This is a genomic window from Mucilaginibacter mali, from assembly GCF_013283875.1.
In the GTDB taxonomy this organism is placed as follows: domain Bacteria; phylum Bacteroidota; class Bacteroidia; order Sphingobacteriales; family Sphingobacteriaceae; genus Mucilaginibacter; species Mucilaginibacter mali.
In genome coordinates, this window is the sequence record NZ_CP054139.1 from 826,426 (window position 1) to 841,678 (window position 15,253).

A 15,253-nucleotide genomic window follows, 5' to 3' on the forward strand; every position below is an offset into this window, starting at 1 on the left:
CACCGTCCTTACTCACCCTGACATCGCTTCGCTTGTCGGCCCTTTCTTCGCTACGCGGAAAGAGGGCAGGAGCAGTATTGGATAAACCTATTCCCTCTTTTGCCAAAGGCAAGAGAGGGTGCCCGGCGAAGCAACGGGCGGGTGAGTCAACTCGCGGCTTTGCTACCAATATTCCCCAGTTCTCTCCCTTGGGAGGGTGTGCCGGACTTGTGTAGTGGCAGGAGGGGGGGCTACGTTAAAGCATAGTCGCCAAACCCCTCCCTGCCAGCGCTCTTGGCCACTCGCACCCCTCCCAAGGGAGGGAACTATCAAGAACCAAACCTTTCCGCCACCACAACCCCGCCTGTGTCGCTGCTGATATAAGCACTCTCCACTACGGCCATCGTTTTTATTACATCCTCAACACTGGTATGTAATATATCGCTTTCGCCGCTTTTATAGCGCATCACACTGCTCATGGTACCCACAAACGCATCGGGGAACCAGCTGCCTTCCAGTTTAACTTCCGTCCATTCGGGCGCTTTGCCTTCTTCCACAATACAGTATTCAAATTTATCGGGCACGCCATGCGGGTAATCCATCAGCAGGCCCATGCGGGCTTTAATAGCGCCTTTGGTGCCTTCCCATTTAATAAAGCTCTCCTGATTGTGCGGACCAAAGGCGTGGTCGTGATTGGTGTTGATGACCGCGTGCATGGTATCGCCATAATCAAATAATATGGTACTGCGCGACGACGACAAGGTTTTAGCCGGGTGCTTCAGCGTTTTGGCCATCACTGTGCGCGGATCACCAAGGAACGAGCGCATCAGATCGATATAATGGATGCTGTGGTATTGTATCTCCAATCGCGGGTGGATAATCACATGCGGGAACAGTTCCCAGGGTGTTTGCAGGGTAACGCGCACTTCCATATCGTAAAGCTCGCCAATCAGGCCCTGCTCTATTATGTACCTTGCCGCGCTAACAAAAGGGGCAAAGCGCAACTGGCAATTAATAGCTGCCGCCAGGTTTTTGCGGCGGCAAACTTCCAGTATCTCCTTGCTTTGCCAAAAGTAGTCGCCCATGGGTTTTTGTATCAGTACGCCGGCGCCATCGGGTAGTTTGTTTAGCGTTTCCACAAACTGATCGGGCATAATAGTGATATCGTAAACGGCATTAGCGGGCGCGTTAGCTACGGCTTCATCAATGGTATCGTATACATGAGGGATATCCCATTCGGCGGCCAGTTTTTCGGCACGGACACGGGTGCGGTTGGTGATACCCCATACGTTGAAGCCCGCTTTACGGTAGGCCGGCAAATGCGCGTCGCCAACTATACCGCCCGCGCCAATAATGATAATTGGCGGCGGATTTTTGGGCAATATGGGTTTATAAGGTATTTCCATGCGTTGGTTTATCTATCTGGTTTATTTTTTCCTGTCCGGCTGCCAGCAGGTCGGCAGCAGGTATATCAGTATTGATGGCTTGCAGTACCACCTCATCAATAATTTTGGCTATTTGCGCCCAGTTGCCCTTTTGCGGCAGCGAACGGGCCGACTGGTGCAATTGCTCCAGTTTATGATAATAGGGGATAATGGCGTTAATGCCGCCATCTACCCAGGTAGAGATACGGCAGCCGATGCCGCCTTCAAGCGTCAGCAACTTATCGTTGCGACTGGTGGTAGCAAAGCGGATAAAATCGTAAGCCAGTTGCTTGTGCTTGCTGCCCGCACCGATGGTATAAGTCCAATACACGTTTAAAGATGCGGACTTGTTGCCCGGCGTGCAGGGAATAGGCGCGATATCTACCTTAGTTTTTACGTTCGATTCGTCAATCACCTCGCACATAGATGCAAAGCCGAACCAGTTCACCATCATAGCGGCCTCGCCACGGGCAAAGGCCATTCCCGATGCTACAGACTCGTACTGCATGGTATCCGGATGCACAGCCGACCTATCGCGTAAAATGTTTTTGTAATAGTTTAAGCCTTCAGCAGCGGCGGGGGTATTGATATTAACAGTGCCATCAGGCGCGGTTAATTCACCGCCGCGTGTCCACAATTGCAGGCAGAAATCGAACACGGTATTATGCCCGTCAGGCAAACCGGCGAATACGGTGCCGTATAGATTTTGTTCGGGGCGATGAAAAAAGCGGGCTACCTCTAAAAAGTCATCCCAGGTTTGGGGTACTTGTAAAGGGCGGCCGTATTGCTCATGAAAGTTTTGTATCTCGGTGCTGTCCTCAAACAAATCGCGGCGATAGATGAGGCATTCGGGGCCATCATGAAAAGGGAGACCAGCCACCGCATCGCCAAATTGCTGCATGCCTAATAACGAACTGCTCCAGCCGTTAGGAAAATCATCGGGCGGTTTTTGGGCGATATAGGGTTGCAGGTTGAGCAAGGCGCCGTTTGTCCAGGCCTCGTACAGCCAGTCGGTTACTACGTGGGCAATATCCCAATCGCCATTCTTCAGGCCGTTGTTTTCAAGGATGCTGCTGTGCAGGTCGTCCAGATCCATCGGCACCATTTCGGCTTTCAGGGTGCAGCCGCTGTGGTCGCAAAACTCATCCCAAAACTTTTGCAGGGCACTTTCAAAAGGCCCGAATTTGCGTACAGCTATGCGGATGGTACCGGCGCTCATGCGTTAATCTCCTTATTGATGTTCCCGTTGTCCTGTCCCAGTTTAGGCGAGCCTTTAACCGATGTAAACAGTTCGCCATCCATACGGATAGGGCTACGGGTGGTGCGGTATTTAAAGCCGTCGGTCATCTGCACTTCTTGTATCATTTCCAGCACTTTAAAGCCTTCCTGCTGCATCAGGGTATCCCAGTTCATTACCTCGGCGCACCAGATATCGGCTGCTTGCAGTATGCTTAGCCAGTGTTGGGTAGTATTGGTTTGCAGGTGCGCGGCCAGTATGGCTTTTATCTCATCGCGCTGATGAAAGGCCTGGCCAACATCAGTGTAAGCCAATAGCGAATCACAACTTAACAGTTGACCTAACTGTGGGATAGAACCCATGGCCAGCGCCATAAAGCCATCCTGTGTTTGGTAAATACCGTAAGGCGCGCCTAAATAAGCGTGGGCGTTGTTTTTCTCTGAACGTTCGGGAAGTTTGCCGTCGTAAAAATAAGTGGTAATGGCCTCGAACTGGAAATCCAACGCCGATTCCAGCATACTCACTTGCACCAACGCACCCTCGCCGCTGATGGTTTTACGGAGCAGGCAAGCCAAAATACCCTGCGCCAAATGATTGCCGGCCAACATATCTACAATGGATAAGCCCATGGGGGTTGGCCCGCCGGCATTGCCGCTTAGCCAGGTAAGGCCCGATAGCGATTGTAGCAGCAGATCCTGCCCGGGTTTGTCCTTCCAGGGGCCTTCATTACCATAGCCGGATATTTCGCCGTAAACTACTGATGGGTTAACAGCTTTTACACTTTCATAATCAAAACCCAAACGCTCCATTACACCGGGGCGGAAGTTGTGCATCACCACATCGGCTTTTTTGACCAGTTGCCAAATGGCTGCTTTATCTTCATCGTTTTTAATATCGGCCGCAAAGCTTTCCTTATTGCGGTTAATGGCATGGAAAACCGACGATTCGCCGTTAAGGATAACATTTGATGTGTACAGGTGGCGGCAAATATCCCCTGTGCCGGGCTTTTCTATTTTGATAACGCGCGCGCCCAGATCGGCCAGTTTTAAACTGGCCGACGGCCCCGAAAGGAATTGGCTGAAATCAACTATCAAATAATCTTCCAGCGGTTTCATATCAGGTTAAATTGTTGGTTAATAGCCTCAGTTTGTGCACCGGGCCGAGGGGCGGCCACGTTTGAATATAGTTTTTCGCCATTAATACGGATAGGGCAGCGGGTGGTACTCAGGCTGCTGCCATCGGGCAGGGTTACGCTTTGCTGCATGCCTAAAATTTTTACGCCCTCGTGCTGCAGGGTTTGTTCGTAAGTCATCACTTCCGAACACCAGATGCCAGCGGCCTCCAACAGTTCCAGCCATTCGGCGGTGGTTTTATGTTTGATGTTTTGGGCCAGTTGAGTTATGATCTCGTCGCGGTTATCAAACCAGCTGGCTTTATCGGCATAGCCTGATAGATTGGCACCAATGGCATGGCCAATTTTATGCAGGTCGCCCATGGCCAGCGAGAGGTAGGCGTCTTTTGTTTGATAAATGCCGTAAGGGGCGCTCAGGTAGGCATGACCATTCCCTTTTACGCTGCTGCGCTGCGGGAGTTTTCCGCCATCGTTTAGGTAGGTGGTGATGACCTCGAATTGCAGATCGAGGGTCGATTCCAGCAGGCTAACTTCAACCAGTACGCCCTGATTAGTTTTGGCGCGTTTAATTAAAGCCGCCAGTATGCCTTGCACAAAATGTGCACCGCAGATCATATCGGCAGTGGCCAACCCGAAGGGTACCGGACCGGCATCGGCGGTATCGGATAAATAAGCTAAGCCTGATAGCGATTGGATCAGCAAGTCCTGCCCCGGGCGCAGTGCCCATGGGCCTTTATTGCCGTAGCCGGTTACCACGCCATAAATAATGCGTGGGTTAATAGCTTTTACGCTTTCATAATCCAGCCCAATCTTTTGCATCACACCCGGGCGAAAATTATGGGTGATGACATCGGCTTGCTGAATCAATTTTTTAACGCGCGCCAGATCTTCGGGGTCTTTCAGATCGGCCCCGTACGATTCTTTATTGCGGTTGATGGTATGGAAAACCAGGCTGCTGCCGTCAACAAAAATATTACGGATGGCTATTTGGCGGCCAGCTTCGCCCTTTACAGGGCGCTCTATTTTGATGACGCGGGCGCCTAGATCCGCCAGGCGCAGGCCTGCCGTGGGCGCGGCCATAAACTGGCTAAATTCCAGTACCAGCAATCCTTCAAGCGGTTTCATCATGCCTGTACTTTTTGTTTCGATTGCAGGTACAACTCATCCATGGCGCGTAATACTTGGCGTTCGTCGCCGCCGTTCATCAGGTAATCGCGTACGATATCGCCGGCATGGTCCTGGAAAAACATGTGGCCAAAATAGCGCGGCCTTAAATAGGCCCTTTGCAGGGCGGGCAGGGTATTGGCAAAATAATTATGGGTGATGGCGTTGGTGTTAGCATTCGCCCAGGCCTGTAAATGCCCAGGCTGACCGCCGTTATCGGTATATAAACCGGCTTGACAAGCAGGTGATGCTACAAATTCGGCATACTGCATAGCCACATCTATGTGTTTACAATTAGCCGAAACGGCCAAACCTGTACCACCAAGCGAACTGCGCAGATTGTTTGCGCCATCAAGCGTAACCATATCATGAAAATGCAGCAGCTTGCGGGCATAGCCATTGCGCGAATAGTTGGAATAGCCGTAGGCAAACGGACAATAAGCAATATCATCGCTTAAAGTCATGGCCTCGTACGTTTGGATAGGGTTGCGGTTAAAACAAGCCTGATCGATATGTTTAGCCAGTTGGCGGTACAATTGCAATGCCTTAATACCGGTAGCCTCACTAATTACTGTATCATCCTGCTGGCAGGGGTCTTCACCCAGCGAGCAGCAGAAGGTATAAAAGGTCATTAACGAATCGATAGGGATAGCAGGGAATGCCACCAGGCCAAGCTTGGCCATCGCTAATAGTTCATCATAAGTTTTAGGCAGGTTTAAGCCGTGCTGCTCTAACAGATCGGGCCTGCTTGCAGCCACGGGCGTTGCCGCGTCTATAGCCAGTGCCCATTGGTGGCCGTTATAGTTATAACTCTCGTACGAGTGCCCCACGGTGTTCTGTTCCTGATCTTTTAGAAATTCGGCAGACAGGTATTTATCAAAAGCCAGTATCGAGCCTGTTTTGGCCGCGAAGCCGGCCCATGGGTGGTCGATCACCAGCAGGTCGTAACGTTCGGCCAGTTGCTGGATAGACAGGTCGGCAAATTGTTGCAGCGAACGCTTCTCCCAGGTGATATTCACATGGGGGTTCAGCTCATTAAAACGCTGCGCGGTGGCCGTCATAGGCGTAAAGCCGCGGCTATGGTTCCAGGTGATCCCTTTTAAAGTAATATTATCAGACATGTATTTATCGCCCATGCAAACCATAGTGGCTTAACGTACGGTGCGGGTGTACGCAAGCAACAGGTTCCCATTAAAATTTTAACAGAATTAGATTTATCGTAAACAAATTTATTAGGTAGGGCAATTGGGGTATTGTATTATCTGTGCAAGGCATTGTAGGATTTTGCCATGAATGCTTTTAATAATAGATGAATGGATGTAAAATGGTATAGTGATGGTGGTAATTTAATCACAAAGAAAGAACCACAAAGTGCACAAAGTTAAGCTTGTTGTGAAGCTATAAAGTCTTTGTGCTCTTTGTGAAAACCTTTACGCGCTTTGTGGTTAAATTGCCTATATCACAAAAAAATAAACTTACCTCTTGTTTCGTACGAAAAAATTCCTATCTTTGATTTGTGAACAATATGGAAGATCAAAATAAACGCCCCGAGCCAACCAGATCTGAGTTGGAAATATTGCAGGTACTGTGGGATAAAGGCCCATCTACTGTGCGCGCCGTTAACGATGAATTGCTGAAGCAAAAGGATGTGAACTATACCACCACCCTGAAGCTGATGCAGATCATGACCGATAAGGGGATCCTGAAACGCGACGAAAGCCAGATGAAGCACGTGTATCACGTTGCCGAAGCCGAAGAAAAAACCAAGGACCATCTGCTCGATAAGTTTATCGATTCGGTGTACCAGGGATCGGCCGGGAAACTGGTGATGCAATTGCTGGGCAATAAAAAGGCATCGAAGGAAGATCTGGACGGTATCCGCCGGATGCTGGACGAACTGGATAATAAATAATGCCAATTAAAAAAACCTAAAATTATAAACCACCATGTCATTTACCCTCACCTCCGCGCTAACCGATCAACTGATCGGCGCGCTATCCAATACGCTGGTTTACTCCCTTTTGCAGGGCGTTGTACTGGCTGCTGCCGCTGGACTTATCGTTGTGTTTACCCGCAAGTCTACCGCTGCAAAGCGATACAATATGCTGGTGGGGGTGATGGTGTTGTTTGCCATATCTGCCGCGGTAACATTCACAATGGAAATGCAGCATGCTGCTAAACCTGTTGTAACGGCGGTACACAGCGCCGGCAATGCGGTTAATAACGCTGGCGGGGTAGAGGGTATCGATCAGCCCGGGCAGGTTATTAGTCATGCGGATAAGAATAAGGCTGATGTATTGGCTGCCATTGCCGGCTATTTGAATGATCATCATAATAACATCGTACTCATTTGGTTTATGGTAATCTGTGTACGCTGCATTCAACTGGCTACCGGTTTGCAGGGTACCTACCTGCTTAAGCGCAATAAGGTTTATGCCGTGGCAGCCGATTGGGAACAATGGTTGCAACGGATGGCGGATAAGATGGGTATCAGGCAAAGCATAAGCCTGCTGGAATCGGGACTGGCCAAGGTGCCGATGGTGATCGGGCATTTAAAGCCGGTGATACTGATACCGGTTGGTTTGCTTGCGGCTTTAAGCCCCGACCAGGTTGAGGCCATCCTACTGCATGAACTGGCGCACATCCGCCGCCGCGATTATTTGGTTAACCTGCTGCAAAACCTGGTCGAGATCGTCTTCTTCTTTAACCCGGCGGTGTTGTGGGTATCGCAACTGATCAAAACCGAGCGTGAACATTGCTGCGATGATATGGCGCTGGCGCAAAACGCGGCTAAAACAAGTTATATCCGTGCATTGGTAAGTTGCGAAGAATACCAGCAAGCCATACCGGCCTATGCTATGGCTTTCCCCGGTCAAAAAAATCATTTGGTAGATAGGGTGAAGCGCATGGTAACCAACCGCAACCACTCGCTGGATACATTTGAAAAGACACTGCTAACGATAGGGCTGGTGGCGGCCGGCTTGCTCACCACCGCCTTTTCAAACACGACGCAGATCAACAAACTGGTTGATTCCACTAAAAAAGTGATTAGCCATGCTGCTGCATCTGTTATTAAAGAAGATAAACCGGCAAGTGAAAAAACAATGCCTGATGCCAAACCGGAAGCCGAAATAACGGCACCAGACTCGCCGGCACAGGAAGTTGCTGTTGCCGATACCACGCCGGTTAATCAGATGATCATTTACAACCCCGGGCAGTTTAAAGACGGGGTGGAGAAGATCATCACAAAACCCAACTTTACAACTTACTTGTATAAAGAGAACGGTGTTCTGTACCAGCTGAACCAGGTAGAGGGTAAGCTAATATCGATACAAATTAACGGTGAGACACTCTCTGCCGATGAACAGACAAAGCGCAAGGCAGATATCGATCGTGTATTATCGAAAATTGATGCCGACGCGGCCAAAATGAATCAGAAGATGAACACCAATACCGCGGCTTTAGGTAAGTTGTCGGGAAATTTAAACCAGTTATCGGGGCAGTTAGGGCAACTGAGCAAGCTAATGAATAATACTACCAGCGATTCGGTGAGCAACAAGCGGGCGTTGCCTGTTGCCCCCAAACAGCGCGTGGTAGCACCAGTGCAAAAGCAACCCTATGCATCGCCTTATAACAGCACTTATCCCAGCAATGCCTATAACGCGGATACAAGTAACTACAACAAGGACAAAAACAAGTACAAAGCCAAGGCCGGGAAATATGGTGATAACAGGGAAGAGATAATTGATGACATGATAAAAGACGGCCTGATCAAAAGCCGCGATAACCTTTCGTTTAAGATAAGCACTACCGAGTTTGTCATCAATTATAAAAAACAGCCCGAAGATGTTTACCAGAAATACCGCGCCAAATATGTTAAGGCAGCCAAAAAAGGCGACTGGACCTGGATGTATAACTACGATACCGAAAAGCACACTGAAAGCAGCACGACTATTGACAATACATCAAGCAATAAGTAAATAACCAATAATTGTAACGAAATGACTTTTAAGGCGTCTTTTAATAGGCGCGGAGGGATAGCTATGGCCTTGTTACAGGTAAAACATTCCTCATGAATTAAAATACCACAAAAAATAAACTGACCAGACACATGAAACTAAAGCTAACGGCTATGATAGCCGCGTGGATAATTATTGCCTCAACATGCGCATTTGCCCAAACGGGTTTTAAAATAAGCGGAAAAGTAACCGGTAACGATGGTAAGCCGCTGGATGGCGCTACCATCTACCTGTCGCGTGCCACCGATTCGGTACTGGTAAAAACCGCGTTAGCCGAGCCTGACGGTAGTTACATATTGGCGGGGTTAAAAGCGGGTAACTATAAATTAGCGGTAAACATGATCGGCTTCGCCAGGTATAAAACCGCTGTGATTAGTTTGGATAAGGATATGGTGCTACCCGCTATCGCCCTGCAGCAAAAAGGTACGGCCCTGAAGGAGGTATCGGTAAGCGCGTCGCGGCCTTTGGTTGAGCATAAGATAGACCGCACGGTGGTGAATGTGGATGCCGATATCAGCAATGCCGGATCGACCGTGATGGAAATGCTGGAAAAAGCGCCGGGGGTAGTCGTCGATCAGAACGGAGGCATCAGTTTGAACGGCAAAGGCGTGAGGATCTTTATCGACGATAAGCCCACCTACCTATCTGGCGCCGACCTGGAGAATTACCTGCGTTCGCTGTCATCATCCACCATCGATCAGTTAGAACTGATGACCAATCCGCCCGCCAAATACGACGCGGCTGGAAATGGCGGGGTGATCAATATCCGCAGTAAGCGCAGCAAGGTGGTGGGCTTTAATGGCAGCGTAAATCTTAGTTACTCACTGGGCCGGTATGGGCGCACCAATAATTCGGGCAATTTTAATTACCGTAAGGATAAGCTGAACATTACCGGTAATGTGAGTTATAACACCAACGATAACTTTACTAATTTGAACATCAACCGCATGTTCACCAATTCGGCGGGAAATATCAATTCTATATTTATTCAGAACGATTTTATCCGTCGCTGGGCCAAAAGCTATAATGCAAGGTTAAGCGCCGATTATTACCTGTCGGATAAAACCACCATCGGTATAGGTATTACCGGCCTGGTGAACCCGCAACACAGGCCAACAATTAATACCAGTAACTTCTACAATCCGCAATATAAGTTGGATAGCACCATTGTTGCCAATAATAACGACGATGGCCAATTTGATAACGCCGGCCTTAACCTGAACTACCGCCACGAGTACGCCACCAAAGGACAGGAACTAACTGTGGATGTGGATTACCTGAATTATTATACCAACAATGTGCAATCATTTTTGAACACCAGTTTTTTGCCTAATAATACCGTTAAAGGATCGGACCTGCTGACCGGCAACCTGCCCGCACATTTGGATATCTATTCGGCCAAAACGGATTATACCCAGCCGCTAAAGAACGGCATCAAGCTATCGACAGGATTAAAGACCAGCTATACCACTACCGATAATATGGCCGGCTACTTTTACACCTTAGGCGGTGTTACCAAGCCCGATTACGGCAAAACCAACCATTTCCTTTATCGTGAAAACATCAACGCGGCCTATTTAAATGCCAGTAAGGATTACAAGCGCTTCTCGCTCCAGGCAGGTTTGCGTTTGGAGAACACCGTATCCGACGGGCACCAGTTGGGTAACGCGCAAAAGCCCGATTCATCTTTCAGGCGAAATTATACCAGCCTGTTTCCAACCGTTTACCTGCAATATAAGCTGGACAGCGCCGGACATCATAACCTTACGCTTGATTACGGCCGCCGTATCGACCGCCCGTATTACCAGGATCTGAACCCCTTTCAATCGCCGCTGGATAAGTTTACCTATTATGTGGGCAACCCGTTCCTGAGGCCATCATACACCAATAATTTCGAGTTGACCTACTCCTATAAAAACATCAGCCTCACCGCATCGTACGGTAAAACGCTTGATGATGTGAACGAAACGATAGAAATTGTAAACGGTATTTATTACAGTCGCCCCGGCAATTTGGGCAGTACCGAAGTGAAAACGATATCGGTTGACGCCCCTGTAGATCTTGCTAAATGGTTTAACCTTAGTTTGAACAGCCGTGTGCAAAATATCCATACCATCAGCGATTTTTATACCGGCCGGCTTAACACGCAGGGTACCTACTTCTTCGGCCGGATGATGCTGCAATTTAAACCCGGTAAGGACTGGACCATCCAAACCACCGGCGGCTACCAAAGCCAGCTGCAAAGCGCGCAGTTTACAGTAGCCCGCAAGTATAGGGTTGATGCCGCCATAGCCAAAAAGCTATCCACCTCAACAAGCGTAAAGCTGGCCCTGAACGATATTTTTTACACCTGGGATAACGGAGGTATTATTAATAACCTGGCCAATACCCTGGCCAATTATCATAGCGTAGGCGATACCCGCTTCGCCCAGCTAACCTTCAGTTACCGCTTCGGCAAAGCCATACAAGGCCAGCGTAAGCATAACGCCAATGGAGCGGATAGCGAGCAGAACAGGGTGAAAAATTAGAATTAGTGGCAATTTAACCACAAAGGTCACAAAGAAATAAAAGCACAAAGACCACAAAGCCTGGCTTAATTATTAAGTTATAAATGCTTTGTGATCTTTGTGAAAACCTTTGTGACCTTTGTGGTTAAATTGCCACTAATCCTTAATCCAAACTCCCAAATTTCCCTGATTGAAACTCTTCAAAAGCCTCCTGCAGTTCGCGGTTGGTATTCATTACAAACGGGCCGTATTGGGCTATCGGCTCGTTTATCGGTTCGCCGCTTAACAGCAGGAGTACGCTGTTTTCGGTAGCTTTTATGCTGATGTCTTCGCCATCATTTTTAAATAGTACCAGGTCGTGCAATTGGGCGGCTTCGCCATTTACTTCAATGCTGCCCTCAACCACCAGTATTACGGTGTTGTGGCTGGCAGGGATGGTGGTACTTAATTCGCCACCAGCGTTCAGTTTGATATCAAACATGTTCACCGGAGTGAAGGTGCTGGCCGGGCCATTGTTGCCATTGAACGATCCGGCGATGACATTTACCAATCCCGCATCGCCGGGCAGGTTTACCTTACCCATTTCGGCAGCAGTAATGGCCTGGTATTTTGGCTGGGTCAGCTTATCCTTTGCAGGCAGGTTTACCCAAAGCTGCACCATCTCGAAGGGGCCGCCGCGCTTGCTGAAATTCTCTTCGTGGTATTCTTTGTGTAACAAGCCGGCGCCGGCGGTCATCCACTGTACATCGCCGGGATGGATCACACCGCTGTTGCCGGTGCTATCGTGATGGGCCACGCTGCCTTTGTAGGCAATAGTAACGGTTTCGAAACCTTTGTGCGGGTGCACATCTACGCCACGGATATGGTCGGATGCGCCAAAATCGCACTCGGCGTTAAAATCCATCATCAGGAAAGGGCTAACCCTTTGCTGACTGATCCCCCCGCCGGGGAAATAGTTAAACACCCTGAAACCATCGCCCACCATACCCGGACGGGCGGGGCGGCTGTATATACGCTCTATCGGCTTTTTCATTTTATGCTCCTTTGTAATTGATGATACAAAGATAAGCCGGGCGAAAGCCGGAAAACTTGACGCAGGTCAAGAAGTTTAGCGGCAACTCCGCGTTATGGATAGGAGCGGATACCGGCCCCGTGGCTAAGGCCCTGTGTAGTATGAGCGGATAGCCCGGGCCGCAGGCAACGCCATAATTGTCTGGATCAGGATTTTCAGAATTTAAGGATGAACAAAATTCTGAAAATTTTGAAATACTGTAAATTCTGATTCAGACCAACGACCAACCGACTGTACAGGATAGTTTAGCCAATATGATGCTATACATTTGCAAGGATAGAATATCAATTGACCATTTGATACTCCTAATTTAGGCGTTTTATAAAATCTGTTTGCTAATGCGTGTTGGGTTATTTATCCCCTGTTATGTCGATCAGTTTTACCCCGGTGCAGCCATTGCTACCCTGCAATTGCTGGAGAAATTGGGTGTTGAGGTAGTGTATCCCGCCAACCAGACCTGCTGCGGCCAGCCAATGGCCAATTCGGGTTTCGAGCATCTTACCCATGGCTGTAACGAACTGTTCATAAAAAATTTTGATGGTTTCGATTATATTGTAGCGCCCTCGGGCAGTTGTGTGCTGCACGTGCGCGATCACCTGCACGATGATAAGCAGGAAGATAAAGCTAAAGACGTGCGCAGCCGCGTATACGAGTTGACCACCTTCTTAACCGATGTGCTGAAGGTGAAAAGCCTGCCGGCTAAATTTCCGCATAAGGTGGGGATGCACCAAAGCTGCCACGGGCAGCGAGGCTTGCACATTAGCAGCATGAGCGAACTGGTTGCGCCATCGTTCTCTAAACCGGGCAGCCTGCTGGCCATGGTGGAGGGTATCGAAATCGTCCCCCTTAACCGTATTGATGAATGCTGTGGCTTTGGCGGTACCTTTTGCGTTGCCGAAGAAGCCGTATCGGCCAAAATGGGTAAGGACAGGGTAGACGACCACCTGGAACACGGCGCCGAATATATTACCGGTGTAGATATGAGCTGCCTGATGCACATGGAAGGCATACTGAAGCGCAAGGGCAGCAAAGTGAAAGTGCTGCATATTGCGCAGATATTGAATGGCAGCCCAACCCCCTAACCCCCTAAAGGGGGAATAATGTGCAGATGTGCGAATATGCAGATGTGCAAATGATGAAAATGGATTAATGACAGCGTAGCGAATGACGGCGCAGCGCAATGACTTAATGACACATGCATACCGAAGGTAAAGACCACGCCGAACTGGCGGATATATTTAATAAAGACGAAAAACGTGTCGATTGGCACGATGAAACGCTTTGGTTCATCCGCGCAAAGCGCGATAAGGCCGTGCACCAACTGCCCGAATGGGAAGATCTGCGCAACACGGCATCGCAAATAAAGCATAATGTATTATCAAACCTTGATAAATACCTGGTAGAGTTTGAGGCGCAAGCCCAGGCCAACGGTATCACCGTACACTGGGCAGCCGACGCGGCCGAGCATAACCGCATCGTCCATCAATTGATAAAAGACGAGGGCGTTACGCAGATGGTGAAAAGCAAATCGATGCTGACTGAGGAGTGCGGTCTGAACGAATACCTGGCCGAACACGGTATCGAGGTGATCGACTCTGATCTGGGCGAACGTATTGTTCAGCTGGCTAAGGAACCACCAAGCCATATCGTGCTGCCTTGTATCCACAAAAAGAAAGGCGAGATAGGCGACCTGTTCCACATGTATTTGGGGACACCAAGCGGACTGGATGATCCGCAGCAACTGACCGAAGCAGCGCGTATTCACCTGCGCGATACCTTCCTTACCCGTAAAGTAGCCTTAACCGGCGTAAACTTTGCTATTGCCGAAACGGGCGAGTTTGTGGTTTGCACCAACGAAGGTAATGCCGATATGGGCGCGCACCTGGCCAATGTGCATATTGCCTGCATGGGTATCGAGAAGATCATCCCGCAGCGCAAGCACCTAAGTGTTTTTCTACGTTTGTTAACCCGCAGCGCTACAGGGCAGCCTATCACTACCTACTCAAGCCACTTTAAAAAACCGCGCGAGGGGCAGCAGATGCACCTGGTACTGGTTGATAACGGCCGTACGGTACAATTGGGCCGCGAGGAGTTCCGCAACTCGCTGAAATGTATCCGTTGCGGGGCCTGTATGAATACCTGCCCTGTTTATCGCCGTAGTGGCGGGCATAGTTACCATACTGCCGTTGCCGGGCCTATAGGTTCCATATTGGCACCTAACCTGGATATGAAAAAGTATGCCGACCTGCCATTCGCCTCAACATTATGCGGATCATGCTCAAACGTATGCCCGGTGAAGATCGATATCCACGATCAGCTGTATAAATGGCGGCAGGTGCTGGTGAAAGAAGGCTACGCGCCCACCGTTAAAAAGGTAGGCATGCAGGTAATGACCACCACGCTCAACTCGCCGACCGTATACCGCCTGGCAGGTAAAATGGGCCGTATAGTAATGAAATACGCGCCGTTTGCTGTAAACAACGGACTGAACCCATGGTATAAAAACCGTGATATGCCCGAGCCGCCGAAAGAATCGTTCGGGGAGTGGTATAAGAAGAATAGGAAGTAAATATGTGGATTGGAGCCTCACCCTGCCCTCTCCAAAGGAGAGGGTGATAAAACTTCTGAAGTCCTCTCCTTTGGAGAGGATTTAGGTGAGGCCAGAAGTTATGCAAATCACGAACAAAACAATGACTCAACGACAGCGCAGCGAATGACG

At 49.3% G+C, this 15,253-nt stretch carries 11 protein-coding genes; 5 read left to right on the plus strand and 6 right to left on the minus strand.

Going from position 1 to position 15,253, the window contains the following annotated elements; genetic code table 11:
• Positions 1-308: 308 nt before the first annotated feature.
• The 5 genes from HQ865_RS03630 to HQ865_RS03650 are packed head-to-tail and all read right to left on the minus strand — an operon-like array spanning position 309 to position 6,072.
• Positions 309-1,385 (minus strand): Gfo/Idh/MocA family protein, encoded by a 1,077-nt coding sequence (locus HQ865_RS03630; protein ID WP_173413580.1) that lies wholly within the window; start codon positions 1,383-1,385, stop codon positions 309-311.
• Complete coding sequence (locus HQ865_RS03635) at positions 1,369-2,622, minus strand: extracellular solute-binding protein (RefSeq protein WP_173413581.1); 1,254 nt, start codon at positions 2,620-2,622, stop codon at positions 1,369-1,371. Before HQ865_RS03635 ends, HQ865_RS03630 begins: the two co-directional genes overlap by 17 nt.
• Complete coding sequence (locus HQ865_RS03640; RefSeq protein WP_173413582.1) at positions 2,619-3,755, minus strand: CaiB/BaiF CoA transferase family protein; 1,137 nt, start codon at positions 3,753-3,755, stop codon at positions 2,619-2,621. Before HQ865_RS03640 ends, HQ865_RS03635 begins: the two co-directional genes overlap by 4 nt.
• Complete coding sequence (locus tag HQ865_RS03645) at positions 3,752-4,897, minus strand: CaiB/BaiF CoA transferase family protein (RefSeq protein WP_173417708.1); 1,146 nt, start codon at positions 4,895-4,897, stop codon at positions 3,752-3,754. The genes HQ865_RS03640 and HQ865_RS03645 overlap by 4 nt, the downstream gene beginning before the upstream one ends.
• Entirely contained in the window at positions 4,897-6,072 is a 1,176-nt protein-coding gene (locus HQ865_RS03650) for an ABC transporter substrate-binding protein (protein ID WP_237073740.1), read from the minus strand. Before HQ865_RS03650 ends, HQ865_RS03645 begins: the two co-directional genes overlap by 1 nt.
• Positions 6,073-6,461: 389 nt before the next feature.
• On the opposite strand from HQ865_RS03650, the gene HQ865_RS03655 reads away from it, so the two are divergent.
• The 3 genes from HQ865_RS03655 to HQ865_RS03665 all read left to right on the plus strand — a co-directional run bounded on the left by HQ865_RS03655 (position 6,462) and on the right by HQ865_RS03665 (position 11,483).
• A complete protein-coding gene (locus HQ865_RS03655; RefSeq protein ID WP_173413583.1) occupies positions 6,462-6,848 on the plus strand; it encodes a BlaI/MecI/CopY family transcriptional regulator in 387 nt (128 codons plus the stop codon).
• A 34-nt stretch (positions 6,849-6,882) separates the two neighbouring features.
• Positions 6,883-8,916 carry a M56 family metallopeptidase gene (locus HQ865_RS03660; RefSeq protein WP_173413584.1) on the plus strand — a complete coding sequence of 678 codons (2,034 nt, stop codon included), beginning with the start codon at positions 6,883-6,885 and terminating at the stop codon, positions 8,914-8,916.
• Between the two features lie 131 nt (positions 8,917-9,047).
• Complete coding sequence (locus tag HQ865_RS03665; RefSeq protein WP_173413585.1) at positions 9,048-11,483, plus strand: TonB-dependent receptor; 2,436 nt, start codon at positions 9,048-9,050, stop codon at positions 11,481-11,483.
• Between the two features lie 142 nt (positions 11,484-11,625).
• Here HQ865_RS03665 and HQ865_RS03670 read toward each other — a convergent pair whose 3' ends face one another.
• Complete coding sequence (locus HQ865_RS03670; protein ID WP_173413586.1) at positions 11,626-12,495, minus strand: pirin family protein; 870 nt, start codon at positions 12,493-12,495, stop codon at positions 11,626-11,628.
• Positions 12,496-12,872: 377 nt separating this feature from the next.
• Between HQ865_RS03670 and HQ865_RS03675 the strand changes: the two genes are divergently transcribed.
• Both HQ865_RS03675 and HQ865_RS03680 read left to right on the plus strand, forming a co-directional pair.
• The gene (locus HQ865_RS03675; protein WP_173413587.1) at positions 12,873-13,616 is read left to right on the plus strand and encodes a (Fe-S)-binding protein; all 744 of its coding nucleotides are present in this window, start codon (positions 12,873-12,875) and stop codon (positions 13,614-13,616) included.
• Between the two features lie 113 nt (positions 13,617-13,729).
• Positions 13,730-15,103: a lactate utilization protein B gene (locus HQ865_RS03680; protein WP_173413588.1), complete on the plus strand. Its 1,374-nt coding sequence runs from the start codon at positions 13,730-13,732 to the stop codon at positions 15,101-15,103.
• Positions 15,104-15,253 lie beyond the last annotated feature (150 nt).